At 72.1% G+C, this 25,853-nt stretch carries 27 protein-coding genes and 2 pseudogenes; 23 read left to right on the top strand and 6 right to left on the bottom strand.

Annotated elements, in window-relative coordinates:
- Window positions 1-15 precede the first annotated feature (15 nt).
- Window positions 16-177, bottom strand: a complete 162-nt coding sequence (locus ACWDRW_RS31945) for a hypothetical protein (RefSeq protein WP_451729239.1) — start codon at window positions 175-177, stop codon at window positions 16-18.
- 137 nt (window positions 178-314) lie between these two features.
- Here ACWDRW_RS31945 and ACWDRW_RS31940 point away from each other — a divergent pair, with 137 nt between their 5' ends.
- A complete protein-coding gene (locus ACWDRW_RS31940) occupies window positions 315-845 on the top strand; it encodes a YbjN domain-containing protein (RefSeq protein ID WP_451729237.1) in 531 nt (176 codons plus the stop codon).
- Window positions 846-938: 93 nt separating this feature from the next.
- On the opposite strand, the pseudogene ACWDRW_RS31935 reads toward ACWDRW_RS31940, so the two are convergent.
- Window positions 939-1,376 (bottom strand): annotated as a pseudogene (locus ACWDRW_RS31935) (aminotransferase class I/II-fold pyridoxal phosphate-dependent enzyme); the annotation flags it as partial.
- Window positions 1,377-1,477: 101 nt separating this feature from the next.
- Here ACWDRW_RS31935 and ACWDRW_RS31930 point away from each other — a divergent pair.
- Complete coding sequence (locus ACWDRW_RS31930; RefSeq protein WP_005483715.1) at window positions 1,478-1,747, top strand: type II toxin-antitoxin system Phd/YefM family antitoxin; 270 nt, start codon at window positions 1,478-1,480, stop codon at window positions 1,745-1,747.
- The gene (locus ACWDRW_RS31925; RefSeq protein WP_451729234.1) at window positions 1,740-2,003 is read left to right on the top strand and encodes a type II toxin-antitoxin system RelE family toxin; all 264 of its coding nucleotides are present in this window, start codon (window positions 1,740-1,742) and stop codon (window positions 2,001-2,003) included. The genes ACWDRW_RS31930 and ACWDRW_RS31925 overlap by 8 nt, the downstream gene beginning before the upstream one ends.
- A gap of 31 nt (window positions 2,004-2,034) precedes the next feature.
- Here ACWDRW_RS31925 and ACWDRW_RS31920 read toward each other — a convergent pair.
- Window positions 2,035-2,460: pseudogene (locus ACWDRW_RS31920) on the bottom strand (aminotransferase class I/II-fold pyridoxal phosphate-dependent enzyme); the annotation flags it as partial.
- Window positions 2,461-2,516: 56 nt separating this feature from the next.
- Here ACWDRW_RS31920 and ACWDRW_RS31915 point away from each other — a divergent pair.
- The 3 genes from ACWDRW_RS31915 to ACWDRW_RS31905 all read left to right on the top strand — a co-directional run bounded on the left by ACWDRW_RS31915 (window position 2,517) and on the right by ACWDRW_RS31905 (window position 5,904).
- On the top strand, window positions 2,517-2,696 hold the full coding sequence (locus ACWDRW_RS31915; RefSeq protein ID WP_451729232.1) for a hypothetical protein: 180 nt from the start codon (window positions 2,517-2,519) through the stop codon (window positions 2,694-2,696).
- A 238-nt stretch (window positions 2,697-2,934) separates the two neighbouring features.
- On the top strand, window positions 2,935-5,013 hold the full coding sequence (locus ACWDRW_RS31910) for a hypothetical protein (RefSeq protein ID WP_451729229.1): 2,079 nt from the start codon (window positions 2,935-2,937) through the stop codon (window positions 5,011-5,013).
- Window positions 5,014-5,133: 120 nt separating this feature from the next.
- Window positions 5,134-5,904, top strand: a complete 771-nt coding sequence (locus ACWDRW_RS31905; RefSeq protein ID WP_451729226.1) for a UPF0158 family protein — start codon at window positions 5,134-5,136, stop codon at window positions 5,902-5,904.
- On the opposite strand, the gene ACWDRW_RS31900 is transcribed toward ACWDRW_RS31905, so the two are convergent.
- A complete protein-coding gene (locus ACWDRW_RS31900; protein WP_451729223.1) occupies window positions 5,885-7,075 on the bottom strand; it encodes a pyridoxal phosphate-dependent aminotransferase in 1,191 nt (396 codons plus the stop codon). The genes ACWDRW_RS31905 and ACWDRW_RS31900 overlap by 20 nt on opposite strands.
- 139 nt (window positions 7,076-7,214) lie before the next feature.
- Between ACWDRW_RS31900 and ACWDRW_RS31895 the strand changes: the two genes are divergently transcribed.
- From ACWDRW_RS31895 to ACWDRW_RS31820, 16 genes are all read left to right on the top strand, one after another.
- Complete coding sequence (locus ACWDRW_RS31895; protein ID WP_451729221.1) at window positions 7,215-7,481, top strand: hypothetical protein; 267 nt, start codon at window positions 7,215-7,217, stop codon at window positions 7,479-7,481.
- Between the two features lie 372 nt (window positions 7,482-7,853).
- Window positions 7,854-8,372, top strand: a complete 519-nt coding sequence (locus ACWDRW_RS31890; RefSeq protein ID WP_451729218.1) for a DUF2617 family protein — start codon at window positions 7,854-7,856, stop codon at window positions 8,370-8,372.
- 78 nt (window positions 8,373-8,450) lie between these two features.
- Window positions 8,451-10,091, top strand: coding sequence for a polyamine aminopropyltransferase (locus tag ACWDRW_RS31885; RefSeq protein ID WP_451729215.1), 1,641 nt, complete (start codon window positions 8,451-8,453; stop codon window positions 10,089-10,091).
- 86 nt (window positions 10,092-10,177) lie between these two features.
- The gene (locus ACWDRW_RS31880; protein ID WP_451729212.1) at window positions 10,178-10,975 is read left to right on the top strand and encodes an SRPBCC domain-containing protein; all 798 of its coding nucleotides are present in this window, start codon (window positions 10,178-10,180) and stop codon (window positions 10,973-10,975) included.
- Window positions 10,976-11,019: 44 nt separating this feature from the next.
- On the top strand, window positions 11,020-11,808 hold the full coding sequence (locus ACWDRW_RS31875) for an aldose epimerase family protein (protein ID WP_451729209.1): 789 nt from the start codon (window positions 11,020-11,022) through the stop codon (window positions 11,806-11,808).
- A gap of 10 nt (window positions 11,809-11,818) precedes the next feature.
- Window positions 11,819-12,391, top strand: coding sequence for an orotate phosphoribosyltransferase (pyrE, locus tag ACWDRW_RS31870; protein ID WP_451729207.1), 573 nt, complete (start codon window positions 11,819-11,821; stop codon window positions 12,389-12,391).
- A gap of 136 nt (window positions 12,392-12,527) precedes the next feature.
- Window positions 12,528-13,550, top strand: coding sequence for a class II fructose-bisphosphate aldolase (fbaA, locus tag ACWDRW_RS31865; RefSeq protein ID WP_451729204.1), 1,023 nt, complete (start codon window positions 12,528-12,530; stop codon window positions 13,548-13,550).
- Between the two features lie 66 nt (window positions 13,551-13,616).
- The gene (locus ACWDRW_RS31860) at window positions 13,617-15,068 is read left to right on the top strand and encodes an MFS transporter (protein WP_451729201.1); all 1,452 of its coding nucleotides are present in this window, start codon (window positions 13,617-13,619) and stop codon (window positions 15,066-15,068) included.
- Window positions 15,069-15,181: 113 nt separating this feature from the next.
- Window positions 15,182-15,595, top strand: a complete 414-nt coding sequence (locus tag ACWDRW_RS31855; RefSeq protein WP_451729198.1) for a DUF3151 domain-containing protein — start codon at window positions 15,182-15,184, stop codon at window positions 15,593-15,595.
- 150 nt (window positions 15,596-15,745) lie between these two features.
- A complete protein-coding gene (locus tag ACWDRW_RS31850; RefSeq protein ID WP_451729195.1) occupies window positions 15,746-16,585 on the top strand; it encodes a tryptophan 2,3-dioxygenase family protein in 840 nt (279 codons plus the stop codon).
- On the top strand, window positions 16,578-17,765 hold the full coding sequence (gene kynU, locus ACWDRW_RS31845; protein ID WP_451729192.1) for a kynureninase: 1,188 nt from the start codon (window positions 16,578-16,580) through the stop codon (window positions 17,763-17,765). Before ACWDRW_RS31850 ends, kynU begins: the two co-directional genes overlap by 8 nt.
- 145 nt (window positions 17,766-17,910) lie before the next feature.
- Window positions 17,911-18,780 (top strand): alpha/beta hydrolase, encoded by an 870-nt coding sequence (locus tag ACWDRW_RS31840; protein ID WP_451729190.1) that lies wholly within the window; start codon window positions 17,911-17,913, stop codon window positions 18,778-18,780.
- A gap of 84 nt (window positions 18,781-18,864) precedes the next feature.
- Complete coding sequence (locus tag ACWDRW_RS31835) at window positions 18,865-20,184, top strand: sensor histidine kinase (protein WP_451729347.1); 1,320 nt, start codon at window positions 18,865-18,867, stop codon at window positions 20,182-20,184.
- On the top strand, window positions 20,181-20,846 hold the full coding sequence (locus ACWDRW_RS31830) for a response regulator (RefSeq protein ID WP_451729187.1): 666 nt from the start codon (window positions 20,181-20,183) through the stop codon (window positions 20,844-20,846). Before ACWDRW_RS31835 ends, ACWDRW_RS31830 begins: the two co-directional genes overlap by 4 nt.
- Window positions 20,847-20,859: 13 nt before the next feature.
- Entirely contained in the window at window positions 20,860-21,303 is a 444-nt protein-coding gene (locus ACWDRW_RS31825; protein WP_451729184.1) for a VOC family protein, read from the top strand.
- 114 nt (window positions 21,304-21,417) lie between these two features.
- On the top strand, window positions 21,418-22,623 hold the full coding sequence (locus ACWDRW_RS31820) for a cytochrome P450 (RefSeq protein WP_451729181.1): 1,206 nt from the start codon (window positions 21,418-21,420) through the stop codon (window positions 22,621-22,623).
- 61 nt (window positions 22,624-22,684) lie between these two features.
- Here ACWDRW_RS31820 and ACWDRW_RS31815 read toward each other — a convergent pair whose 3' ends face one another.
- Together ACWDRW_RS31815 and ACWDRW_RS31810 are read right to left on the bottom strand one after the other, a co-directional pair.
- On the bottom strand, window positions 22,685-24,265 hold the full coding sequence (locus tag ACWDRW_RS31815) for an ABC transporter permease (RefSeq protein ID WP_451729178.1): 1,581 nt from the start codon (window positions 24,263-24,265) through the stop codon (window positions 22,685-22,687).
- Window positions 24,262-25,158, bottom strand: coding sequence for an ABC transporter ATP-binding protein (locus ACWDRW_RS31810; protein WP_451729175.1), 897 nt, complete (start codon window positions 25,156-25,158; stop codon window positions 24,262-24,264). Before ACWDRW_RS31810 ends, ACWDRW_RS31815 begins: the two co-directional genes overlap by 4 nt.
- 73 nt (window positions 25,159-25,231) lie before the next feature.
- Here ACWDRW_RS31810 and ACWDRW_RS31805 point away from each other — a divergent pair, with 73 nt between their 5' ends.
- Window positions 25,232-25,726: a GbsR/MarR family transcriptional regulator gene (locus tag ACWDRW_RS31805; protein WP_451729171.1), complete on the top strand. Its 495-nt coding sequence runs from the start codon at window positions 25,232-25,234 to the stop codon at window positions 25,724-25,726.
- Window positions 25,727-25,853: the final 127 nt, after the last annotated feature.

Genomic DNA, 25,853 nt, shown 5'->3' with positions numbered 1-25,853 from the left:
TGCGCGGGCGCCCGCTCAGGCCGTCATGACCCAGATCGCGACCAGGGTGAGGAATCCGCCCACGGCGAGGGCGGGCAGGCCCAGGATGGCGGCGACCACCCACCATCGGGTGCGGCCCGCCGTCGCTGTGGTCCGTGTCGCCGTGGTCGCTGTCGCCGTGGTCTGTGAGGTCGCCATGAAACCGCCCTTTCACCCGTCCGCCGCGCCTACCGGCCAGATCCTGTCAGCTGAAGGCTGACAGGCCCGGTCGGGGCTTGCCACCCCCCTCCCTGCATGGGGGAGGATGGCGGAATCCGTACGAAGGGAAATTCACGGTGACCATCGACCCGTCCTCGATTCCGAACTTCGGGGGCCAGCCCGAGCCGCAGCCGCAAGGACCGGCGGGCCCCGTCGTCCCGGATCAGGACCTCGTGAAGCAGCTCCTCGACCAGATGGAGCTCAAGCACCTCGTGGACGAGGAGGGTGACCTCGTCGCGCCGTGGGAGCAGTTCCGTACGTACTTCATGTTCCGCGGCGAGGGTGACCAGCAGGTCTTCTCGGTGCGGACGTTCTACGACCGCCCCCACAAGATCGACGAGAAGCCGCAGCTGCTGGAGTCCATCGACGACTGGAACCGGCGGACCCTGTGGCCCAAGCTCTACACGCACACCCACGACGACGGCACGGTCCGCCTGATCGGTGAGGCGCAGATGCTGATCGGCACCGGCGTCAGCCTGGAGCACTTCGTCTCCTCCACCGTCAGCTGGGTGCGGGCCGCCATCGAGTTCGACAAGTGGCTCGTCGAGCAGCTCGGTCTGGAGCAGGAGATCAACGACGCCGAGAAGCCCGAGGGCGACGAGGAGTAGTCAGGCCCCGCAGCCGCACGAGAGCCCGCCCGAGGCACCGACCAGCGAGGTCGCGTGCCGGGGGCGGGCTTTTGCCGTGCCGGGGCGCCCCCGTCAGCCCGCCAGGCGCTTCAGCCGCTGCGCCGCGTCCTGGAGGACCTCGGTGCGCTTGCAGAACGCGAACCGGACGAAGGGCGCGCCCTCCTCGCGGTGGTCGTAGAAGACCGCGCTGGGAATGGCGACGACCCCGGCGCGCTCCGGCAGGTTCCGGCAGAAGGTGACGCCGTCGGTCTCGCCGAGGGGGCGGATGTCGGTGGTGACGAAGTACGTGCCCGATGGGCGGAAGACCCGGAAACCCGCCTCCTCCAGGCCCGCCGCCAGCAGGTTCCGCTTGGCCAGCATGTCGGCCCGGAAGTCCGAGAAGTACGAGTCGGGCAGCGCGAGCGCCTCGGCGACGGCGTACTGGAACGGGCCGGAGGCGACGTAGGTCAGGTACTGCTTCGCCGAGCGTACGGCCGTCACCAGGCCGGGCGCGCCGGTCACCCAGGTGACTCCTCGTTCACGCACCCATTCGCATGCGGGCTCACAGGGCTGCACCGCCGAGCGGCAGTGAGCCGTTGTGTACACATAAGACACCCGGTACCCTTGGGCGCATGACACAGCCGATGCCCATAGAGTCCATCCGCGATGTCCGGGCACACCTGGCCGAGGTCGTGGAGCGGGCCGACCGGGACGATGTGCCCACCGTCATCACCCGGCGCGGCAAGCAGGTCGCCGCCGTGGTTTCCATCGAGGTGCTGCGCAAATACCAGGAGTGGGAAGAGCGCGAGATCAACCGGATCATCGACGAGCGCATGACCAACCCGGCACCCGGCATCCCGATCGAGGACATCATGAGGGAGACGCTGGCGCGCAGTGAGTGAGTACCGCACCGTCTTCCGGGCCGAGGCTCAGGCCGAACTCCGCAAGATCCCCCGGGACATGGCCCTCCGCATTCTGGCCAAGCTGACTGAGCTGGAGAGCGACCCGATGGGGTTCAACACCACGGCCCTTGTCTCCCAGCCCGACCGGCGCCGCCTACGGGTAGGCGACTACCGCGTGATCTACACAATCGACAACGGCGAGCTGGTGGTGTGGGTCGTCCACGTCGGGCATCGCTCCACCGTCTACGACACCTGAGCACTCCGGATATGACCACGCGGTCCAGGCCCTATGCGCTGAGTGTCTTGAGGCGGGAGGCGGCCTCCTCCAGCACGGCCTTCTGCTTGCAGAAGGCGAACCGGACGAAGGGGGCGCCCGCCTCCCGGTGGTCGTAGAAGACCGCGGTCGGGATGGCGACCACTCCCGCGCGTTCCGGCAGGGCCCGGCAGAACGCGATGCCGTCGCTCTCGCCGAGCGGGCGGATGTCGGCGGTGATGAAGTACGTGCCCGCCGTGTCGAAGACCGAGAGACCCGCCTCCCGAAGCCCCGCCGCCAGCAGGTCCCGCTTGGCCCGCATGTCGTCGCGGAAACCGGTGAAGTACGACTCCGGCAGAGCGAGCGTCTCGGCGACCGCGTACTGGAACGGGCCCGCCGAGACATACGTCAGGTGCTGCTTCGCCGAGCGCACCGCCGTGACCAGCTCCGGCGCCGCCGAACTACGACGACTGCACCACGAAGTACGGCCGCTACGGCATCCCGATCTACCTGGTCGTGGACCCCTACGCCCAGGAAGTCGTCCTCCACACCCAGCCGACCGCCACCGGTTACATCGCGGCGCACACCCACAAGTACGGCACAGGCAAGCTCCCCCTCCCCCTGGCCGACGGCCGCACCTTCACCCTCGACCTTGACGAACTCCCGCTCCCGGAGCCCGAGGCGGACGCCCGCTGACGAGGGACTCCCCGCCAGCCAAGCCACGCCAGGCCCCGTGCCGTTCCATGCCGCGAGCGCGTGCGACGAAGTCCGTTTCGCCGCAGGGAGGTTCGAAGCCGCGTTCGCTGCGGGCGACCACCACACGCAGCCCTGAGGTAGCGGGCCCGCTCGTCCTCGGCCGAGTTGCCGGCCCTGGTTCGGCGATAGCGTGGAACGGCAAGGACTGCTGCTGACAGGTTGGACGAGTTTCATGCGGATGCGGTTCGAACCCGAGGCCGAGGAGGAGTTCGAGGCGGCGTGCGGGCTGCTGGTGGACCGCCTGGTCCGGTGGGCCGGGGAGCAGGGGCTGCCGGTGGACGGGTTCACGGCTGAGACGGCACTGGACTACCGGCACCGGGCGACTGCCGACGGCCGACTGGGGTTGTGGGAGTCGCGCCATGTGGAGGAGCTCCTCCTCTCCTGGCTTCCCCAGCAGGTCACCGAGCTTCCCGGGGAGGAACGCGCCGACGCCCCGGGCACACTGGGCACGCTGCTGCGCTTTCTGCACGCCGCGCAGTTGGCCGACCCGCGCGGCCCCTCACTCCAGGATTCCCTTGGTGCGGTCGACAGGGTCGCGGACCGGCATCCGGCGGCGATGACGGACCGCACCCGCTGGGGACTGGCGAAGTTCTGGGCGATGACGGCCGCGGAGCAGGGCGTGGACGTCCAGGACGAAGCGGAGTTTCAGCGCTTCGCGGACCGGGCGCGGCGCGGGGACGTCGCCTATGATCAGCAGGCTCTCGCCGCGATCATGGAACGGCGGCAGACCGGCCGTGCGCTGTCCGGCACGGCCCGGGCCGAGCCGCAACTGCCCGTGATGCTTCCCCCGGACGACGAACTGCGCCGACGGGCCGAGGCGTCGACGACGCTGGCGCAGCTGCGCGGACTCGCCGAATGGGCGGGCCGGGGCGGCCGTCCGACGACTGCGACGGGACGACTGCGGATGGCGGAGGCCCGCGAACTGGTGGACGTACTCGGTACCGGCGACAGGATTGAGGGTGTGCGCTCCTCAGCCGACCTGCCGCGGCTGGGACTGCTGGTGGAGTGGGCGAAGAAGGCGCGCCTGGTCCGGGTGGTCAAGGGGCGGTTGTACGCGGTGGCCAAGGCCCGGCCGGTGCTGGCCGACCCGCTCCAGCTGTGGCTGCGCGCCTTCGACGCGTGCTTCGAGCTGCGGCAGGCCCTGATCGGGGCACGCAGCGGCTGGCACGTCGAGTCGATGCTCTTCGACGTCTACGAGGACGTCCTGGAGGATGTGCTGAACACGCTCTACAGCCTGCCGTACCCGATGCCCTGGCCGCGGCTGCGAGACACGGTACACCTGGCCTATCGCACCTCCTTCCAGTTCGACGCCGGGTTGGACCTTCAGCACCGCACGTGGTTCGAGCACGCCGACCGGGACCTGCGCACGGTACCCGACCTGCTGGACGACCTGGGCGCGATCGAGCGGGACCGTGGGATGGCCGACCCGGTGTTCCTCGACATCGACCTCTCCGATGCCGGTCCCGAACTGCTCGCGGACCTGCCGCCGGAGCTCGCGGAGCTACTGGGCGTCGCGGGGGCGGCAACCGACCTGGCGGCGCGGGAGCGTGCCGATGCCCGGCGAGAGGAGCTGACCGCCGGGCCGGTCGAGCTCATCCGTCTCACCGAGCTCGGTACCCGGGCCGTACGACAGCGGTTGCTGGCGGCCGGCAGGGACGCACCGCTGGTCGGTGAACTGGCCCAGGCACCGGCGGCCGGCCTGCTGGGGGTGCTGGCCGAGGACTACGACCCGGACGCCGCCCGCACGGAGCTGGCCGGCTGGATCACGGCCCGCGGCGGGCGGGAAGGTGCCCTGCGGCAACTGACCGACGCCGTAAGGACCATGACCTTCCGCACGCGTGCGCAGGCGATGCTCGACGTGCTGCTGGCGGCGTTGCCGGACGGTGAGGGCGAGCGGCTGCTGCGCACGCTGCGGCGAGACACACAGCTGGCGCCGCTGGCGCTGAACGCGCTGGCGCACCGTGAGTTGCTGTCCCCCGAGGACATGACCAATGCCGAGCATCTGCTGGTGCTCGCCGAGAGCCTCCTTCAGCTCGTGGAGTTGGCGGGCGGCGGGGACGGCGCCGAGGAGACGCTGCGCGCCCAGGGCCCCGAGGTCAGGGACGCGATTGCCGCCGCGTTGGACTCCGCGCACCCGGACCGGGCCGGACTCGACGAGCTCAGGCAGCTGGCGGCCAGGGCACTGGGTACCCACGGCGCCCGCGCCCGGAAGGCTCGGCGCTCCTCGGGCAAGAACAACCGCAAGCGGCGCCGCTGACCGGGCAGCACCGCCTGGCGCCCAGGCGCCGGGTGCGCCGGCACCGGCACGGAGCCGGGCGGAGGGAAACCGGTAGGTCCCGGTGTCGTACGTCTTCGGTGGCGCGTTACCGTCGGGGTCGTGGTTGAGGGATGGGGCGAGGACGGGCTGCGGGCCCTGCGTGGCGCGCTCCACACGCAGGACGGAGTGGCGCTGCTTGCGGCGTTGCGTCGTGGACCCGTGCGTGAGGTGCTGCAGCTGGCCGGCGATGGTGTGGCCGGGGCCGCGGCGCAGGGCCTGCCGGGGGCTGCGGAGATGGCGGCCTTGTTTCTCGGCGCGCTCCAGGAGCGCGTCTCCCAGGGCGATGAGGAGCTGGCGGATCGGTTGCGCGCGGCCGAGGGAGACGCGGCGATCCCCCTCCTGCGCCCGCTCGCGGTCGATCTGGAGATGCTCGCCATGCTGCTGGAGGGCGACCCGGCCGAGTCCGGTGGCCGGGTCGATCTGTCCACCGGGGAGTGCCGGCCTGCGTTCACCGATGAGCGGGGGCCTGGGCCCGAGGCCGAGGAGGACGACGATCCCGAGCGATGGCTGTACGTTCCGGCTCTCGGGTCCCGGGCCGGTTACCGGGACATGGAGCTGTTCGTCGAAGAGGTCGAGGACGCAGCCCTTGCCGACCGGCTGCGGATCGCCATCGGCGGGCGGGGCGCCTTCCGGCGCTTCAAGGACGTCCTCGCCGGTGACGAGCACGTCTGGCGCCGCTACCACCGGTTCCGCGATGAGCGACAGCGCGGCAGGGCCCGCGCCTGGCTGGCCGAGGAGGGCTACTGCCCGCTTTCCGGCTCGTGGCAACCAGGCCGTGTGGCCGGTACAGATGCTGGTACGTCTGTTGTCGTCAGGCGGCCAGCGTCTTGAGTCGGGAGGCCGCCTCCTCCAGCACACCTGTCCGCTTGCAGAACGCGAAGCGGACAAAGGGTGCGCCCTGCTCGCGGTGGTCGTAGAAGACCGCGTTGGGGATCGCGACCACCCCGCAGCGCTCCGGCAGTGAACGGCAGAAGGCGAAGCCGTCGCTCTCGCCGAGGGGGCGGATGTCGGTGGTGATGAAGTACGTGCCGGCCGGTCGGAAGACCGTGAAGCCCGCCCGCTCCAGGCCGTCCGCGAGCAGGTCGCGCTTGGCGAGCATGTCCGCGCGGAGTCCCTCGAAGTAGCTGTCCGGCAGCGCGAGGGCCTCGGCGACGGCGTACTGGAAGGGCCCAGAGGCGACGTACGTCAGGTACTGCTTGGCCGAGCGGACGGCGGCTAGGAGATCGGGGGCGCCGGTCACCCAGCCGACCTTCCAGCCGGTGAAGGAGAACGTCTTTCCGGCCGAGCCGATGGTGACCGTGCGCTCCCGCATGCCGGGGAAGGTCGCCGGCGGGACGTGCTCGGCGTCGTCGAAGACCAGGTGCTCGTAGACCTCGTCCGTGACGACCAGCAGATCCCGCTCCACGGCCAGCTCCGCCACCGCCGCCAGCTCCTCGCGGGTGAGGACCGTGCCGGTCGGGTTGTGCGGGGTGTTGATCAGCAGCAGCCGGGTGCGGTCGGTGACGGCGGCGCGCAGCTCGTCCAGGTCGAGCCGGAAGCGGCCCTCCGACGGGCGCAGGGTGACCGGGACGCGGCGGGCGCCCGCCATGGCGATGCAGGCCGCGTAGGAGTCGTAGTACGGCTCCAGGGCCACCACCTCGTCGCCCGGCTCCAGCAGCGCGAGCATCGCCGCCGCGATGGCCTCCGTCGCGCCGGCCGTCACCAGCACCTCGGTGTCCGGGTCGTACGTCAGCCCGTAGTGCCGCCGCTGGTGCGCGGCGACCGCGCTCCGCAGCTCGGGCACGCCCGGGCCCGGCGGGTACTGGTTGCCGCGGCCGTCGCGCAGCGCCCGCACCGCCGCCTCCCGCACCGCCTCGGGTCCGTCCGTGTCCGGGAAACCCTGGCCCAGATTGATCGATCCGGTCCGCAGGGCCAGCGCCGACATCTCCGCGAAGATCGTCGTTCCGAACTCGGCGAGACTGCGGTTGAGGAGGGGACGCACGCCAGAAGTCATGCCGGCCATCCTGCGCCGAAGCTCTGGAGTTCCTCAACTCTGCTTTGGGCCGTGAGAGGGCGGGGCAATTCCCGGTCACGCAGCTGGCGAGGCGCCCACGGGGGGCCGCTTCGGGGGAGCTGCGGAGAAACGGAAGGAGGGTGACGTCATGCCCATGGCTCTCGGCATCATCCTGGTAATTCTGTTCGCGGGTCTGGTCACGCTGGCGATCGTGGGCGCGGGGCGCCGGCAGATGGCGCGGGGGAACCGGCGCTCCTACGGCCGTCGCGACAGCCACGACAGCAGCGGCAGCTGGTGGGTCGGCGGTGGCGACACCGGCGCGTCGTGCGGCTCCTCGGGGCATTCCTGCGGTGGCGGCTCGTCGTCGTCCTGCGGCGGTGGTGGAGGCGGAGGCGGATGCGGGGGAGGCAGCTGACACGGGGCAGCTGAGCTCCAGCAGGGGGAACCGCATCAAGGGCAGTGGGGTCCGCTCGTCGGAGCGGGCCCCACTGCTTCGTCGTCCGCTCCGGCGCACGCCCCAGCCGACACGGCGCGCGCCGTGGTTGAACAGTTGAGCTGTGGAGCCCTCTGATGGATGGAAACCCTCCGAAGTTGGGTAAAAGCGCTGTGGGGGCAGCACCGTTCATGATTCCCTCTAAATCGCCAACGCATCCCCTCGGACGTCCCGCGGCCATCCCCTCGACTCGCCGACTGGGCTGACCGGACCGTTCGCCAGGTGCCGACCGGGGTGCGCCGGACGCACACTCCCTCCCTCCCTCCTTACTTTGCGTGCTAGCGGAGCCGATCCATGCTCACGACCCTGAACACCGCCTACACCGACACGCGCGCGGCCGACCTCGCCTGGGCCCTGGGACGCGAGCCGCTCCCCGCACTGGCCACGCTCGACCTCGAACTGTCGGGGACGAAGCTCCAGTTGAGACTGCTCGGCGCGTCCCATCAGGTACTCCTGGAGGAGGAGCGGGGCAGTTGTTCGGAGACGGTGGCATGCATCGCGGGCAGCAGCACCCCCCTCCCGCTCGGCGTCGCCAAGCGGATCGACAACTGGGAGTACGAGTTCGCCGCCCGCGTCGAGCTCCTGGCGCCGGGTCAGTTCGCGGGCCGCGCGCAGGAGTTGCTGGCGCTCGTGGCCGATCACCCCAACGGCCTGGCCGGGGTCTTCCCCGGCAGCCCGTACGCCTTCACCGCCCTGCTCGCGCAGCGGCACCAGGGCCAGATGCACTGGCGGACCTGGCACGCCTACCCGCAGGACGGCCAGTTGGTGGCGACCCGCACCCGGGTGGGAGTGCGGATCCCGGCGGGCGTGTGAGCTACTCGCGGGTTTCGGGGGGCAGTTCCACACGTGTGGGTGACGAAGCGTGATGCCGCCGTGACGTAACGTCGCAGCGTGATCGAACCGCACGCGCCCGCCCCGCCCGGCACCCCGCCACCCTGGGGCGGCCGGGCGCGGCTGCCCGTGGGGCCGGGGACGGGACGGTTCCTGGTCCTCGCGTGCGTCTTCGTCTGTGCCGCCTGCGGACTCGTGTACGAACTCGAACTGGTCGCCCTCGCGTCGTACTTGATCGGTGACTCGGTCACCCAGGCCTCGGTCGTGCTGTCCGTCATGGTCTTCGCGATGGGGCTCGGCTCGCTCGTCGCCAAACGCCTGCGCTGGCACGCCGCCGCCGGCTTCGGTGTGATCGAGACGCTCCTCGCCCTCGTCGGCGGTTGCAGCGCGCTCGCCCTGTACGCCGCGTTCGCCTGGACCGGCGGCTGGGGCGGGTTGTGGGGACAGGGGCCCCGGGTGCTGCTCGTGACCTTCTCGCTCGCCATCGGCCTGCTGATCGGTGCCGAAGTGCCCTTGCTGATGGAACTGATCCAGCGCATCCGGCGCCAGGACGCGGGCGGCGCGGTGGCCGACCTGTTCGCCGCGGACTACGTCGGCGCGCTCGTCGGCGGCCTCGCCTTCCCCTTCCTCCTCCTGCCCCTGCTCGGCCAGCTGACCGGCGCGCTGATCACCGGCGCGGTCAACGCGCTGGCGGGCGGCGCCCTCGTGCTCGGCCTGTTCCGCGGCGACCTGACCCGGCGCGGACGCTGGCTGCTGCTCGCCGCCAACCTCACCGTCCTCGGCCTCCTCGCGGCGGCCGCGCTCCACGTCGACGACTTCGAACGGGCCGCCCGGCGCGCGGTGTACGGCGCCGACGTACGCGTCGCGCTGCAGACCGACGTACAGGAGATCGTCCTCACCGGCGGCACCGACGGCCGCTCGGCCGACCTCTTCCTGGACGGCCGGCTCCGGGTCAGCGGCCGGGACGAACACCGCTACCACGAGGCCCTGGTCCACCCCGCGATGAACGGCCCGCACGCCCGCGTCCTCATCCTCGGGGGCGGCGACGGCCTGGCCGCGCGGGAGGTGCTGCGGCATCCCCGCGTGGCGCGGGTGGACGTCGTCGAGCTCGACGCCGAGGTGGTCCGGCTCGCCCGCGAGGACCCGGCCCTGACCAGCCTCAACGGCGGGGTGTACGACGATCCTCGGGTCCGGGTCACCACGGCGGACGCCTTCCGCCAGCTGCGCCGCCCGCCGGACGTCCGCTACGACGTGGTCGTCTCCGACCTCCCCGACCCGGGCATCACGGCGAGCACCAAGCTGTACGCCCAGGAGTTCTACGGTCTGGCCCGCCGTGTCCTCAGCGACGACGGACGCCTGGTGGTGCACGCGGGCCCGGTCGCCTCCCGGCCCCGGGTCTTCTGGACGGTGGAGGCGACCCTGCGCGCGGCGGGCCTGCGGACGACGTCGTACTGCGTGGCGGGCCGCGCCCCCGGTTTCGCGGACGGACCCGACCGCTCCGCCGGCCGCGCGGACGCCCCGCACGACTGGGGCTTCATCCTCGCGACGAAGGGCCCGCAGCCGCCGTCGCCGGGCCTGTCCCCGCACGGCCCGCGACTGCGCACGCTGACCGAGGCACGGCTGCTGGAGGACGTGCGGGCGGCGGAGGAACTGCGGGTGCGGGGGCTGCCGACGTCGACGCTGGTGCATCCGCGGTACTGAACCGGCGCCCGGGGATACCCGGACGTGCCGCGAGATTACGCCGACGGGGGGTGCGGGCGACCGTCTCGTGGGTAGGCTCCGCTGACATGGAGCTTGAGGTGTTCGTCCCGGTGGCCACGGCTCGTGTGCGGCAGGCCCTGTCCGACCCCGCTCGGGTGGCCCGGGCGCTCCCCGGCCTCCAGCAGGACGCGGGCGCCGAGACACCGGTGAGCGGCCGCCTGAAACTGAGGGTGGGCAGCCACTCGGTCACGTACCGGGGAGCGCTGCGGGTCTCGCCCCGGGAGGACGGCTCCTTCGCGGTGGAGGGCGAGGCGACGGAAACCAGGGGTACGGGTGGGGTCGAACTGTCCCTGACACTCCGGCTGGACGACGCCGAGGACGGCACGACCCTCACCTTCGACGCCACGGCCAAGGCGGACGGCCGCATCGCACAACTCCCGCCGGAACAGGTGAGTTCAGCGGTGACACGCCTGCTGAACCGTTTCGCGGAGAACCTGGGGACGGTGGAGAGCGACGAGAAGGCGCCCGCGCCGGGGCCGGAGCAGGCGGAAGCGCCCCCCACAGCCCATGAGCCCGCCCCCGAACCGGCAGCCGCCGACGACGAGGAAGCCCCACAGGCGCTGCCCGCACCCGCCGACGAAGCCGAGGACCGGACGGCCGAAGCCGCGCAGGAATCCGCTCCGGAGGCCGCCCACGCCCGCCGCACCATGATCGGCCGCAGCGCCGAGGAGGTCGACCACGCCCCGCCCCGCGGCCGTTACGCCCCCGTCCCGGCGCCGACCCCCACCGCCCCGTCCGGCGCCCTCCGCTGGGCGGCCCCCGCCGCCGCCCTCGCCGTCGCGTCCGCGATCGTCGTCAGCCGGGCCCTCAGAAAGCGCCGCTGAACCGGCGGCCCACGCCCTCTTGATCGCCCCAGTAGGGTCGACCCGTGAGTACCGAAGACATCACGCTGACCGCGGGCGACGCGGAGGTGACCGTACAACCGGGCAACGGCGGAAGGATCGGCGGCCTGAGAGTCGGCGGCACCGAACTCCTCCGCCAGGGGGAGCGCTTCGGCTGCTTCCCCATGGTCCCCTGGTGCGGCCGGATCAGGGACGGCCGCTTCCGCGACGGTGCCACCGTCCGCCAGATGCCGCTGAACTCCCCGCCGCACGCCATCCACGGCACCGTCCGTGACGGCGCCTGGCGCACCGCACGGGCGAGGGCGGACGAGGCGGTGATCACGTACGACCTCGTGGATCCGTGGCCGCACACCGGACGCGTCACCCAGGTCGTCGCCCTCACCGAGGACTCCCTGACGCTGACGATGTCGGTGGAGACGTACGAGGACTCCTTCCCGGCCCAGATCGGCTGGCACCCGTGGTTCAACAGGAACCTCGGCGGCGCGGACGCCACCCTCGACTTCACGGCCGCCTGGCAGGAGGAGCGCGGCGACGACCACCTGCCCACCGGCAACCGCGTCGACCCCAAGCCCGGCCCCTGGGACGACTGCTTCGGCATGCCCGGCGGTGTCGACGTCACCCTCACCTGGCCCGGACAGCTCCGGCTGCACGTGACCAGCGGCGAGGAATGGGTCGTCGTCTACGACGAGCAGGAGGCCGCGGTCTGCGTGGAGCCGCAGACCGGGCCGCCCAACGGGCTGAACACGCTGCCGCGCCTGGTCACCCCGCTGGAGCCGCTGGAGGCCACGACCACCTGGAGCTGGACCCGCATCTAAGCTGGTCGGCATGACGGATGTCGACGAAGTAATGCCGCCAGGCACACGTGGCGCGCTGCTGCAGCAGATCAAGGACAAGGCCGTGGTGCACGGCAAGGTGACCCTGTCGTCGGGGCTCGAGGCCGACTACTACGTCGACCTCCGGCGCATCACCCTCGACGGGGAGGCCGCTCCGCTGGTCGGCCAGGTGCTGCTCGACCTCACCGCCGACCTGGACTTCGACGCGGTCGGCGGCCTCACCATGGGCGCCGACCCGGTCGCCGCCGCCATGCTGCACGCCGCCGCGGCCCGCGGGCGGAAGCTGGACGCCTTCGTCGTACGCAAGGCCGCCAAGGCGCACGGGCTCCAGCGCCGTGTCGAGGGACCGGACATCTCCGGCCGCCGTGTGCTCGTCGTCGAGGACACCTCCACCACCGGCGGCTCCCCGCTCACCGCCGTGGAGGCCGTGCGCGAGGCCGGCGCCGAGGTCGTGGCCGTCGCCACGATCGTCGACCGGGCCACCGGCGCCGCCGAGAAGATCGAGGAGGGCGCGGGCGTGCCCTACCGTTTCGCCTACTCCAAGGACGAGCTCGGCCTGGACTGAGGTCAGGGCTGAGACAGCTCTCGGAGCATCCCGGTTCGTCTGGAAAGATGGGCCCGCGACGACGACGTCGCCTCCCAGGTCTAGGTCAGGGCCGTAGTACGCAGAACGCAACCCGCACATCACAAGGAGCGGACAGATGCCCATCGCAACCCCCGAGGTCTACAACGAGATGCTCGACCGGGCGAAGGCAGGCAAGTTCGCCTACCCGGCCATCAATGTGACCTCCTCCCAGACCCTGCACGCTGCCCTGCGCGGCTTCGCGGAGGCCGAGAGCGACGGCATCGTCCAGATCTCCACCGGTGGCGCGGAGTTCCTGGGCGGTCAGCACAGCAAGGACATGGTCACCGGCGCCGTCGCCCTGGCCGAGTTCGCGCACATCGTGGCCGCCAAGTACGACGTCAACATCGCGCTGCACACCGACCACTGTCCGAAGGACAAGCTGGACGGCTACGTCCGCCCGCTGCTCGCGGTCTCCGAGGAGCGCGTGAAGGCCGGCCGCAACCCGCTGTTCCAGTCGCACATGTGGGACGGCTCCGCCGAGACCCTGGCCGACAACCTGGCCATCGCCCAGGAGCTGCTGCCCCGCGCCGCCGCCGCGAAGATCATCCTCGAGGTGGAGATCACCCCGACCGGTGGCGAGGAGGACGGCGTCACCCACGAGATCAACGACGAGCTCTACACCACGGTCGACGACGCCCTGCGCACCGCCGAGGCCCTGGGCCTGGGCGAGAAGGGCCGCTACCTGCTCGCCGCCTCCTTCGGCAACGTGCACGGCGTGTACAAGCCGGGCAACGTGGTCCTGCGTCCCGAGCTGCTGAAGGACCTCCAGCAGGGCGTGGGCGAGAAGTACGGCAAGTCCAGCCCGTTCGACTTCGTCTTCCACGGCGGCTCCGGCTCCACCGCGGAGGAGATCGCCACCGCGCTGGAGAACGGCGTCGTGAAGATGAACCTGGACACGGACACCCAGTACGCCTTCACGCGTCCGGTCGCCGCGCACATGTTCCAGAACTACGACGGCGTCCTGAAGGTCGACGGCGAGGTCGGCAACAAGAAGACCTACGACCCGCGCACCTGGGGCAAGCTGGCCGAGGCGAGCATGGCCGCGCGTGTCGTCGAGGCCTGCGCCAACCTGCGTTCCACGGGCACGAAGATCAAGTAGTCCCCGAGTGCACTGCCGAGCCCGGCGCCTGCCCCCAGGTGCCGGGCTCGCTGTATACCTGGGGGCATGCCCGACGTACGGCTCGCCTCCCCGCAGGGCCGCTGGATCCTGCTGACCACCGTCCTGGGCTCCAGCATGGCGCTGCTGGACTCCACCGTCGTCAACGTCGCCCTGCCCCGCATCGGTGAGGACCTCGACGCGAACCTGTCCGCGCTGCAGTGGACGGTCAACGCCTACATGCTCACGCTGGCCGGGCTGATCCTGCTCGGCGGGTCGCTCGGCGACCGGTACGGCCGGCGCAAGGTCTTCGTCATCGGGGTCGTGTGGTTCGCCGCCGCCTCGCTGCTGTGCGGACTCGCCCCGAACGCCGAGGTCCTCATCGCCGCCCGCGCCCTGCAAGGGGTCGGCGGGGCGCTGCTCACCCCCGGCTCCCTCGCCCTCATCCAGGCCTCCTTCCACCCCGACGAACGGGGGCGGGCGGTGGGCCTGTGGTCCGGCTTCGGCGGCATCGGGGCGGCCGTCGGCCCGTTCCTGGGCGGCTGGCTGGTGGACGGGCCGGGCTGGCGCTGGGTGTTCCTGCTGAACGTCCCGCTGGCCCTGCTGTGCGTTCCCGTCGCGCTGCGGCACGTGCCCGAGTCCGGTGGGGGAGGCACCCGGCACGGCCGCTTCGACGTGCTCGGCGCGGCGCTCGGCGCGTTGGCGCTCGCGCTGGTGACGTACGCGCTGATCGAGGCGGACTGGATCACCGCGGTGCTGGGCGTGGGCCTCGGGGTGGCGTTCGTGTACGTCGAGAAGCGGCGCCCCGACCCGATGATGCCGCTGGGGATCTTCGCGTCCCGTCAGTTCACCGCGGTCAACCTGGTCACCCTGTGCGTGTACGCGGCCCTCGGCGGGTTCTTCTTCCTCGCCGTGATCCAGCTCCAGGTCGTCGCCGGCTACTCGGCCCTCGCCGCCGGTACGGCACTGCTGCCGACGACCGTGCTGATGCTGCTGCTCTCCGCCCGTTCCGGCGAGCTGGCCGACAGGATCGGCCCGCGGATCCCGCTCACCGTGGGCCCGCTGGTGAGCGCGGCCGGGCTGCTGCTGATGCTGCGGGTCGGCCCGGACGCGAACTACCTGACCGACGTGCTGCCCGGCGTCCTGGTCTTCGGCCTCGGCCTGGTCACCCTGGTCGCCCCGCTCACCGCCACCGTCCTCGCCTCGGTCGACGTCGCGCGGGCGGGCCTGGCCAGCGGCATCAACAACGCGGCCGCCCGCGCCGCCGGCCTGGTCGCGGTTGCCGCGCTCCCCCTGCTGACCGGCATGGGGGAGGAGGCCTACCGCTCACCGACCGCCTTCGACGACGCCTTCGGCGAGGCCATCCTCTGGTGCGCGGGCATCCTGGTGGCGGGCTCGGTGCTGGCCTTCACCACCGTGCGCAGCCTCCCGCCGGACTGCCGACGCCCGGAATGCCGTACACACGGCTCGATCGCGGCGCCGCCGCTGGAGGCGGAGCCGGTGCGGAAGCGGATCGCCTGACGGCCCGGGCAGGGGGGCGGGGAACCGCGCGCTCAGCCCTCCCACGCTGTCGCGGACGAAAGGCAACCCGGCCGGGCACACCCAGCGGAGCGTCATGCACCAGACTGGAACCCATGACGATTCACGAGAACCTCCTCGGGGGGCCGCCCCCGACCCACCTCCCCGACGACCCGGAGCCGCGTGAGCTCCTGGCGTCCGGCACCGCCCCGGCCGATGTCGCCGCGAAGTACCCGACGTCCTCCCTGGCCTGGGCCCAGCTGGCCGACGATGCGTACGAGCGGGGCAGCGTCGTGGAGTCGTACGCCTATGCCCGTACGGGCTACCACCGCGGCCTGGACTCGCTGCGCCGCAACGGCTGGAAGGGCCACGGCCCGGTGCCGTGGGAGCACGAGCCCAACCGCGGCTTCCTGCGCGCCCTGCACGCCCTCGCCCGCGCCGCCGGGTCCATCGGCGAGCAGGAGGAGTACGAGCGCTGCACCCAGTTCCTGAAGGACTCCTCGCCGACGGCGGCCCAGACGCTGGGCTAGACGGGGTCTCGAGTGCGGGTCCGGCTGTGATCCAGTCGGGCCTTGCACTTTTCAGGGGTGACCCCGGAGGATTCGCGGTGGGGACCGGGGCCCCCGTGTCGGTAACGGCAGGGGCGGACCGCTACCCGGAGTACACAACAGGAGACAGCGATGTCCCACGAGGCTCACGAAACCCAGGAGCCCGAGACCCCGCATCTCGACTTCGCCGGCACGACGCCGTACGAGGACTACGTCAAGGCGGACGTGCTCACCCACCTCCAGCACACCCTCTCCGACGATCCCGGAGAGATGGTCTTCCTGGTCACCACCCAGGTCATGGAGCTGTGGTTCACCGTCGTCGTCCATGAGTGGGAGACCGCAGCGCACGCGCTGCGCGAGGACCGGGTGCCGGTGGCGATCGACGCGCTGAAGCGTTCGGTGCGCGAGCTGGAGGCGCTCAACGCCTCCTGGAAGCCGCTCGGCCAGCTCACCCCGGCCCAGTTCAACTCCTACCGCTCCGCCCTCGGCGAGGGCTCCGGCTTCCAGTCCGCGATGTACCGGCGGATGGAGTTCCTGCTCGGCGAGAAGTCCGCGTCCATGCTCGTCCCGCACCGCGGCGCCCCGCGCGTCCACGCGGAACTGGAGAAGGCGCTGCACGAGCCGAGCCTGTACGACGAGGTGCTGCGGCTGCTGGCCCGACGCGGGCACGCGATCCCCGAGGCGGTGCTGAAGCGGGACGTCTCGCAGCGCTACGAACCGTCCGACGAGGTCGAGGCCGCCTGGACGGCCGTCTACTCCGGCGACGCCGGGGACGAGGTCGCCCGGCTGGGCGAGGCGCTGACGGACGTGGCGGAGCTGGTGTGGCGCTGGCGCAACGACCATCTGGTCGCCACCCGCCGGGCCATGGGCGCGAAGGCCGGTACCGGCGGCTCGGCCGGGGTGGCCTGGCTGGAGAAGCGGGCCCGCAAGTACGTCTTCCCCGAGCTGTGGACGGCGAGGTCCCATGTCTGAGCTGGTGACCAGGGCGGGCGTGCTGGACGCCGCCGACGAACTGGCCGGCCTGCGGAAGCGGTTCGTGCTCGACGAGGCTGTATACCTCGACGGCAACTCCCTGGGCGCCCTGCCCGCGAACGTTCCCGAACGGGTCGAGGACGTCGTGCGCCGGCAGTGGGGTGCCCTGCGCATCCGGTCCTGGGACGAGAGCGGCTGGTGGACCGCGCCCGAGCGGATCGGCGACCGGATCGCTCCGCTGGTCGGGGCGGCACCGGGGCAGATCGTGGTGGGCGACTCCACCAGCGTCAACGTGTTCAAGGCGCTGGTGGCGGCGGTGCGGCTCGCCGGTGAGGGCCGGGACGAGATCGTCCTGGACGCCACGACCTTCCCCACGGACGGGTACCTCGCGCAGTCCGCGGCCCGGATGACCGGGTGCCGGCTGCGTCCGGTACAGCCGTCCGAGGTGCCGTCGGTCCTCGGTGACCGGACGGCCGCCGTGCTGCTCAACCACGTCGACTACCGCACCGGGCGGCTGCACGACCTGCCGTCGCTGACGGCGGCGGTGCACGCGGCGGGCGCCTACGTGGTGTGGGACCTGTGCCACAGCGCCGGGGCGCTGCCGGTCGGGCTCGACGAACACGGCGTCGACCTGGCGGTCGGCTGCACCTACAAGTACCTCAACGGCGGCCCCGGTTCACCGGCGTACCTGTACGTCCGGGCGGACCTGCAGCCCCGCTTCGACTCCCCGCTGCCCGGCTGGAACTCCCACGCGGAGCCCTTCGGCATGCGCCCGGAGTACGAACCGGCCCGGGGCGCCCTTCGTGGCCGGGTGGGCACGCCGGACATCCTCTCCATGCTCGCGCTGGAGGCGGCGCTGGAGGTCTGGGAGGACGTCTCGGTCGAGTCGGTGCGCGCGAAGTCGCTGGCGCTGACGGACTTCTTCCTGGAGTGCGTCGGTCAGTACGTCCCCGAGGGCGCCGTCGAGTCCCTCACCCCGGTCGCCCACGGGGAGCGGGGCAGCCAGGTCGCGCTGCGCTGCGAGGACGCGGGCACGGTGATGAAGCGGCTGATCGAGCGGTCGGTGGTGGGCGACTTCCGGGCCCCGGACGTCCTCCGCTTCGGCTTCACGCCGCTCTACGTCGGGTTCGCGGACGTGGAGAAGGCGGCGCGGGTGCTCGGGGAACTGCTGCGGCCGTAGCGGCGCGCGTTCCGCGGAACCGTTACCCCTCACCCAGGGTCACAGCCCCGTGTCGGCGCACGTCACGGGGCTGGTACCGTCCCGGCACACGGTGCGGGAACGCACCTGGTCCGCCCACCCCATGTCGCCTTTGAGAGGTTGGAGCATGCCGGACGACGCCGCCGCTGCCCGGGCCGCCGCCGAGGAGCAGTCGGCCTTCTCGCACCCGCCCGTCGATCCGGATGCCACCGCCGCGTACGGCGACCACCTCGACCAGGTGATCGACTTCTACGCCCCGCGCACCTCGTCCGGCTCCGGCGCCCTCGCCCCGCTCGTCGTCGTACTGCACGGCGGCGCCTGGCGCGCGCCCTACGACCGCCGCCACATCACCCCGTTCGCGGACTTCCTGGCCCGCCGGGGCTTCGCCGTGGCCAACGTCGAGTACCGCAAGGGCGCGGAGGGTTCGGCGGAGCTCGCCGGCCGGTGGCCCGACACCTTCGACGACGTCGCCGCGGCCATGGACGCCCTGCCCGCGCTCGTCCGCGAGACCCTCCCGCAGGCCGACCCCCGCCGGACCGTCGTCACCGGCCACTCCGCCGGCGGCCACCTCGCCCTGTGGGCGGCGGCCAGGCACCTCCTGCCCGCCGACGCCCCCTGGCGCGTCGACGGCGCCCCGCTGCTGCGCGGAGTCGTCGCCCTCGCCCCGATCGCCGACTTCGCGGTCGCCGACAAGCTGGACGTCTGCGGCGGCGCGGCCCGCCAACTCCTCGGCGGGGACGAGGGGTTCGCCGAGCGGCGGCCGTACGCCGACCCCGCGCTGCTGCTGCCCACCGGTATCGCCACCACCCTCGTGCAGGGTCGCACCGACGTCGACGTGCCGCAGATGGTCGCCGAGGCCTACGCGGACGCGGCGGCGAAGGCCGGCGAGGTGGTGGGGCTGACGCTACTGGAGGACGTGGGCCACTTCCCGCTGATCGACCCGGCGGCCGACGCCTGCGCGGTCGTCGCCGAGGAGATCGCCCAGCTGGCCTGGTGAGCGCGCCGGGCCGCCGTAGTACTTGAGACGGACCCGCGAGGACCCTTCTCGCAGGTGACGACGGGACCCCGGCCGCGCCCTACCGTGCTCTACGTGACCGAGACGACCAGCAAAGACCACAGCCCGGAGTTCCGGCTGGCCGCGGACGCCCTGCGCGGGCTGCGGCAGGACCTGTTCACCGACGCCTTCGCCTACCGCCCGCTGCCGCGCATGAGCGTCGACGGCCCGCTGACCCGGCGGCTGCCCGGCCGGCTGCGGGAGTACGCGTGCTGGACCCCGCACGCCCTGATCGCCGGCCTGGCCCTGATCGCGGCCTTCGCCGCCGCCGAGGACGGCGACAGCGTGCCGCTGCTCGCCGCCGTGGTCTGCGCGATACCCGTGCTGGTGACCATGGTGCGGCCGCTCGGCGCGTTCTGGCTGTCCATGGCGGCCACCCCGGTGGCCGGGATCGTGGGCGGCGGCTCGAGCGAATGGCCGTGGATGGCCGGGGCCGTGGTCAGCCATCTGGCGGTCATGACGATCGTGGCGCTGCGCACCCGGCCGCGCACGGCGGCCTGGATGTGGCTGCTGACGGCGGCGTACGGCCTCGTCGCCGACGCCGGGTTCGGGCCGACCTACTACTACGGCACCAACACCGGCCCCGTGCTGGTCGTCTCCGCGTTCGTCCTGCTCTGCGTCGCCGTCTGGCACATCCGGCGCACGGCCGAGCAGGAGGTGACCGCGCAGGCGACGGAGACCGCGCAGGAGCGCTCCAGGCGGACCCTGCTGGAGGAGCGCACGACGATCGCCCGCGAGCTGCACGACGTGGTCGCCCACCACATGTCGGTCGTCGCCATCCAGGCCGAGGCCGCCCCCTACCGGGTGGAGAACCCGCCCGAGGAGCTGGAGCGCGCCTTCGCCACGATCCGGGAGAACGCGGTGGCGGCCCTGACCGAACTGCGCCGCGTCCTGGGCGTCGTACGGGCCGAGGACTACGAGGCTCCGGACGCCCCGCAGCCCACGCTCGCCGACCTGGACGCGCTGCTGGCCAATGTGCGGGACGCCGGTCTCGACGTGGCGAAGACGGTGACCGGCGCGGTGCGGGAACTGCCGCAGGGTGTCGAGCTGTCGGCCTACCGCATCGTGCAGGAGGCCCTGAGCAACACCCTGCGACACGCGCCCGGCGCGAGCGCGAAGGTGGAGATCGGGTATGTGCTCGGCGGGCTCGGACTGCGGATCGTCAACACCGCGCCGCCCGCCCCCGCGCTGGTGAAGCCCTCGCCCGGCGCCGGGCACGGCGTCACCGGCATGCGGGAGCGCGTGTCCATGCTGAACGGCGAGATGACGGCCGGGCCGACGGACGAAGGCGGGTACGAGGTGGCGGTGTTCCTCCCGGTCCCGGCGCTCGCGGGGGACGAGGCATGACCATCCGTGTGCTGATCGCGGACGACCAGATGATGGTCCGCGAGGGCTTCTCGGTCCTGCTGAACGCGATGCCGGACATCGAGGTCGTCGGCGAGGCGGTCAACGGCCGCGAGGCGGTGGCCAAGGTCCGTGAACTCGCCCCGGACGTCGTCCTGATGGACATCCGGATGCCCGAGTTGAACGGCATCGAGGCGACCCGGGAGATCGTGGCGGCGGACGGTACGGCGAAGGTGCTGGTCCTGACCACCTTCGACCTGGACGAGTACGTGTACCAGGCGCTGCGGGCCGGGGCCTCGGGGTTCCTGCTGAAGGACGCCTCGGCCCGCCAACTGGCTGACGGTGTACGGGTGGTGGCATCCGGAGAGGCACTGCTCGCCCCTTCGGTCACCCGCCGTCTGATCACGGAGTTCTCCAAACTGTCGGAGGCGCCGCGGGCGTTCGCCGGAGCCCAGGCGGCCTACGGGGAGCTCACCGAACGCGAGACGGAGGTCCTGGTCCTGATCGCCCAGGGCCTGTCCAACGCCGAGATCGCCGAGCGGCTGGTGGTGGCCGAGTCCACCATCAAGACCCACGTCAGCCGGATCCTGGTGAAGCTCGGCCTGCGGGACCGCACCCAGGCGGCGGTGTTCGCGTACGAGGCGCGCCTGGTGACGCCGGGCTGAGTACGGTGAGCGGATGGAACAGCGCATCACACTGATCACGCTGGGAGTCTCCGACCTCGCCCGCTCCAAGGCCTTCTACGAGGCCCTCGGCTGGCGCGGCCAGGAGGTCGAGGAGACCGTGTTCTTCCAGGCGGGCGGTCTGGGTCTGGTCCTGTGGGGCCGGGAGAAGCTGGCGCGGGACTGCGGCCTGGAGCCCGGTCCGGCGGGCGGGGGCGGCTTCGGCGGGATCGTCCTGGCCCACAACGTCCGCTCCGAGGCGGAAGTGGACGCGCTGCTGGCGGCGGTGGAGCGGGCGGGCGGGACGGTCACCAAGCCCGCCGCCGTCAACGCCATCGGCTTCTACTCCAGCGCCTTCGCCGACCCCGACGGCCACGCCTGGGAGGTCGCCCACAACCCCGGCTTCCCGCTCAACGAGGACGGCACGGTCACGCTTCCGGAGTTCGGCCCTGATCAATAAGGGGGTCCTCGACGCCGAGAAGGGGCGCGGGCAACCGCCCGACCAGCCACGATGGCGCCGCGGATGAACGGCTGCGTATTGCGGCACGGACAGCGGAGCGCTTAGCGTCCGTTCATGGGAGCCTTCGATCCATGGGACGCGGCGTTCCTCGCCGACCCCTACCCCGCCTACGCCGAACTGCGCGCCAAGGGCCGTGTGCACTACTTCGAGCCCACGAACCAGTGGCTGGTCCCGCGGCACGCCGATGTGTCGGCGCTGCTGCGTGAGCGGCGCCTCGGGCGGACGTACCAGCACCGGTTCACGCACGAGGACTTCGGGCGGACGGCCCCGCCGGCCGAGCACGAGCCGTTCCACACGCTGAACGACCACGGGATGCTGGACCTGGAGCCGCCGGACCACACCCGGATCCGGCGCCTGGTGTCGAAGGCGTTCACGCCCCGGACGGTCGAGCAGCTCAAGCCGTACGTGGCCCGGCTCGCCGCGGAGCTGGTGGACCGGCTGGTCGAGGCGGGCGGCGGGGATCTGCTCACCGATGTCGCCGAGCCCCTGCCCGTCGCCGTGATCGCCGAGATGCTGGGCATCCCGGAGGCGGACCGGGCGCCCCTGCGGCCCTGGTCGGCGGACATCTGCGGGATGTACGAGCTGAATCCGTCGCAGGACACCGCGGCGAAGGCCGTGCGCGCGTCGGTGGAGTTCTCCGACTACCTGCGCGAGCTGATCGCCGAGCGTCGCAAGGAACCCGGCGACGACCTCATCTCCGGGCTGATCGCGGCGCACGACGAGGACGACCGGCTGACCGAGCAGGAGATGATCTCGACGGCCGTGCTCCTGCTGAACGCGGGGCACGAGGCGACGGTCAACGCCACGGTGAACGGCTGGTACGCCCTGTTCCGCAACCCCGGGCAGCTGGCGGCCCTGCGCGCGGACCACTCCCTGATCCCCTCGGCGATCGAGGAGCTGATGCGCTACGACACCCCGCTCCAGCTCTTCGAACGCTGGGTCCTGGACGACATCGAGATCGCCGGCACGACGATCCCGAGGGGCGCGGAGATCGCGATGCTCTTCGGCTCCGCGAACCACGACCCGGAGGTGTTCGACAACCCCGAGCGCCTGGACCTGACCCGCACCGAGAACCCGCACATCTCCTTCAGCGCGGGCATCCACTACTGCATCGGCGCCCCCCTCGCCCGCATCGAGCTGGCGGCGTCGATGACGGCCCTTCTGGAGAGGGCGCCGACCCTGACCCTGGCAACGGAACCGAAGCGCAAGCCGAACTTCGTGATCCGGGGGCTGGAGGGGCTGAGCGTGGAGGTGGGGTGATCACCCGTCCGGGCGAGGTGAGCGGGCCGGTCCGGCGCCGGGCGTGCGCAGGCTGAGCCGGTCAGGTCGTCAGGTCCCGGCGGCGCAGCCCCGCCAGACCGGTGACGGTCAGTACCGCCGCCAGGACCAGCAGGACGAGCACCGGCCCCCAGTCCATCTGCCCGCCCGGCAGCTTCGGCAGGTGACCGAAGGGGGAGAGGTCGAGGACCGCCTGGGGGACGTTCAGCGCCGGGCCCACCCAGCCGATCAGCAGGGCCGCTCCGGCCACCGCCCAGGCCGCCGGCGCGGCCCTCGGCACGACGCCGTACAGCAGGACGGCCAGGCCGCCGATCGTCCAGATCGCCGGGAGCTGGACGAGGCAGGCGCCCAGGAGGGGGGCCACCTCCTCGCCGTGACCCGCGGTGAAGCCCAGCCAGGCGCAGAGCATGATCAGCGCCGCGCCCGCGAAGGCGATCAGCAGGTGGCCCGCGGCCCAGCGCAGGCGGCCCACCGCGTTCGCCAGCACCGGTTCCGCCCGCGTCGACGTCTCCTCGCCGTGCAGGCGCAGGACCGAGGAGACGACGTACAGGGCCGCGATCAGGCCCAGCATGCCGACCATCGAGGCCAGGAAGGCGTCCGTGAGGGCGCTCTGGCCGCCCATCCGCTGGAAGATCTCCCGGGCGTTGTCGTTGTCCCCCACCAGGTCCGCCACCCCGTCCGTCAGACCGCCGTACACGACCCCGGCCAAGAAGAACCCGATCGACCAGCCGAGGACGGATCCGCGCTGCAGCCGCCAGGCCAGCGCGGCCGCCGTGCCGAGGCGGCCCTCGGCCGGGCCGGGCCGGGCGGGCAGGAAGCTCATGCCGACGTCCCGGCGGCCGGCCAGCGCGTAGGCCACCGCGGCCTGCACGCCGATCGCCGCCGCGAAGAGCAGGAGCACCCACCACCGTTCGTCCGCGAAGGACCGCAGGTTCTCCAGCCAGCCCAGCGGCGACACCCACGTCAGCGCCGACGAGCCGTCGTCCGAGGCCGCGTCGCCCGCCGCGCGCAGCACGAAGGCCGCGCCCAGCAGCCCCGCCGTCAGCCCTCTGGCCAGCCGCGCGCTCTCGGTGAACTGCGCGACGATCGCCGCCAGCGTCGCGAAGACCATGCCCACTCCGGCGAGGCCGAGCCCGAAGGCCAGCGCCCCCGCGGCACCCTGGCCGGCCAGTCCGGCGGTCACCAGCAGCGCCAGCACCGCGTTCGCGACCGCCGCCGCCAGCAGCGACGCCGTGAGCGACGCCCTGCGGCCCACCATCCCGGACGCGACCAGCTCCTGACGCCCGCTCTCCTCCTCGTCGCGCGTGTGCCGTACGACGACCAGCAGGCTGACCACGGCCGCGAGCGCGCCCGCGTACACGCCGGCCCGCCAGGCCGTCAGCGCGCCGAGGGAGTCGTCGAAGGCCGGGCCGATCAGGGCGCGGAAGGAGGCGTTGGCCGCCGTGTCCGCCACCAGCTTCGCGCGGTCCTCGGCCGTGGCGTAGACGCCCTGCAGCGTGCTCGGCATCGACAGGATCATCAGGGCGTTCACCGCGACCCACGCCGGGATCATCAGCCGGTCCCGGCGCAGGGCGAACCGCAACAGTGTTCCGGTGCCCGTCAGTTCGGCGGTGGCCGTGGTCATCGGGCCACCGCCTCGTCCTGGTAGTGGCGCAGGAACAGTTCCTCCAGCGTGGGCGGCGTCGAGGTCAGCGAGCGCACCCCGGACTCGGCCAGCGACTTCAGTACGGCGTCCAGTTTGTCCGTGTCCACCTGGAGCCGGACCCGGTGCCCCCGCACGTCGAGGTCATGGACGCCCGCCAGCCGCGTCAACCCGTTGGGCGGGCCGACCAGTTCGGCCGTCACGCTGGTCCGCGTCAGATGGCGCAGGTCGGCCAGGGAACCCGTCTCGACGGTGCGGCCCTTGCGGATGATGCTCACTCGGTCGCAGAGTTCCTCGACCTCGCTGAGGATGTGACTCGACAGCAGGACCGTCCGGCCGCGGTCCCGCTCCTCCTCCACGCAGCGCTGGAACACCTCCTCCATCAGCGGGTCCAGGCCCGAGGTCGGCTCGTCCAGGATCAGCAGGTCCACGTCCGAGGCGAAGGCGGCGACCAGGGCGACCTTCTGCCGGTTGCCCTTGGAGTAGGTGCGGCCCTTCTTGGTCGGGTCCAGCTCGAACCGCTCGACCAGTTCGGCCCGCCGCCGCTTGTCGAGTCCGCCCCGCAGGCGGCCGTACAGGTCGATCACCTCGCCGCCCGACAGGTTCCGCCAGAGCGTGACGTCGCCGGGGACGTAGGCGATCCGGCGGTGCGCCTCCACCGCGTCCGTCCAGGGATCGCGGCCGAGGATCCGCGCGGCGCCGGAGTCGGCGCGCAGCAGGCCGAGCAGGACCCGGATGGTGGTGGACTTCCCGGAGCCGTTGGGGCCGAGGAAGCCGTGCACCTCGCCGGTCTCCACCTCCAGGTCGAGCCCGTCCAGCGCGCGCGTCTTGCCGAACGCCTTGTGCAGTCCGGAGACGGTGATTGCCTTCGTCATGGCCCAGAAAGTACGCTTCTTTCAGAAATTTGTGAAGTTAAGGAAGCATATGAATCGCCGAGAGGACGGGCGCATGACGGAAGCGCGGGACACGGAGGCCGTGTCGAGGTTTGTCGAGGCGTTCGCGGCGCAGCTGGTCGAGGCCGGGATGCAGCGGATGGCGGCCCGCGTCTTCGCCGCGCTGCTCGCCTCCGAGGAGGGCGTGCTGACCTCCGCCGAGCTGGGCGAACAGCTGCGGATCAGCCCGGCGGCGGTGTCCGGCGCCGTGCGCTACCTCGCCCAGACCCACATGGTCTCCCGCGAGCGCGAACCGGGGTCCCGCAGGGAGCGCTACCGGGTCCACGGGGACCAGTGGTACGAGGCCCTGACCAGCCGCGAGGCCGTCATCAAGCGGTGGGAGGGCGCGCTCAGGGAAGGCGTGGCGAGCCTCGGACCGGACACGCGCGCGGGCCGCCGTATGGCCGAGACCCTGGCCTTCTTCGAGTTCGTCGAAGGGGAGATCGCGGAGATGATGGAGCGCTGGCGGGTGCACCGGACCAAGACCTTCGGCACCCCCGAACGGGCCTAGTGCCACGTCAGGCAACGATCGCCCCGTCGCGGCGCCCGGCACGCACTCTCGCCGCACCGGGCACAAGCCCAAGTACATCCAGTACGAGGGCTTGCACCCGGCACGCCGAGAGCACGCACCGGACGCC

The organism is Streptomyces sp. NPDC003635 (assembly GCF_053587635.1).
The sequence above is the reverse complement of the archived record's forward strand: the minus strand, read 5'-3'. Positions and strand labels throughout refer to the sequence as shown.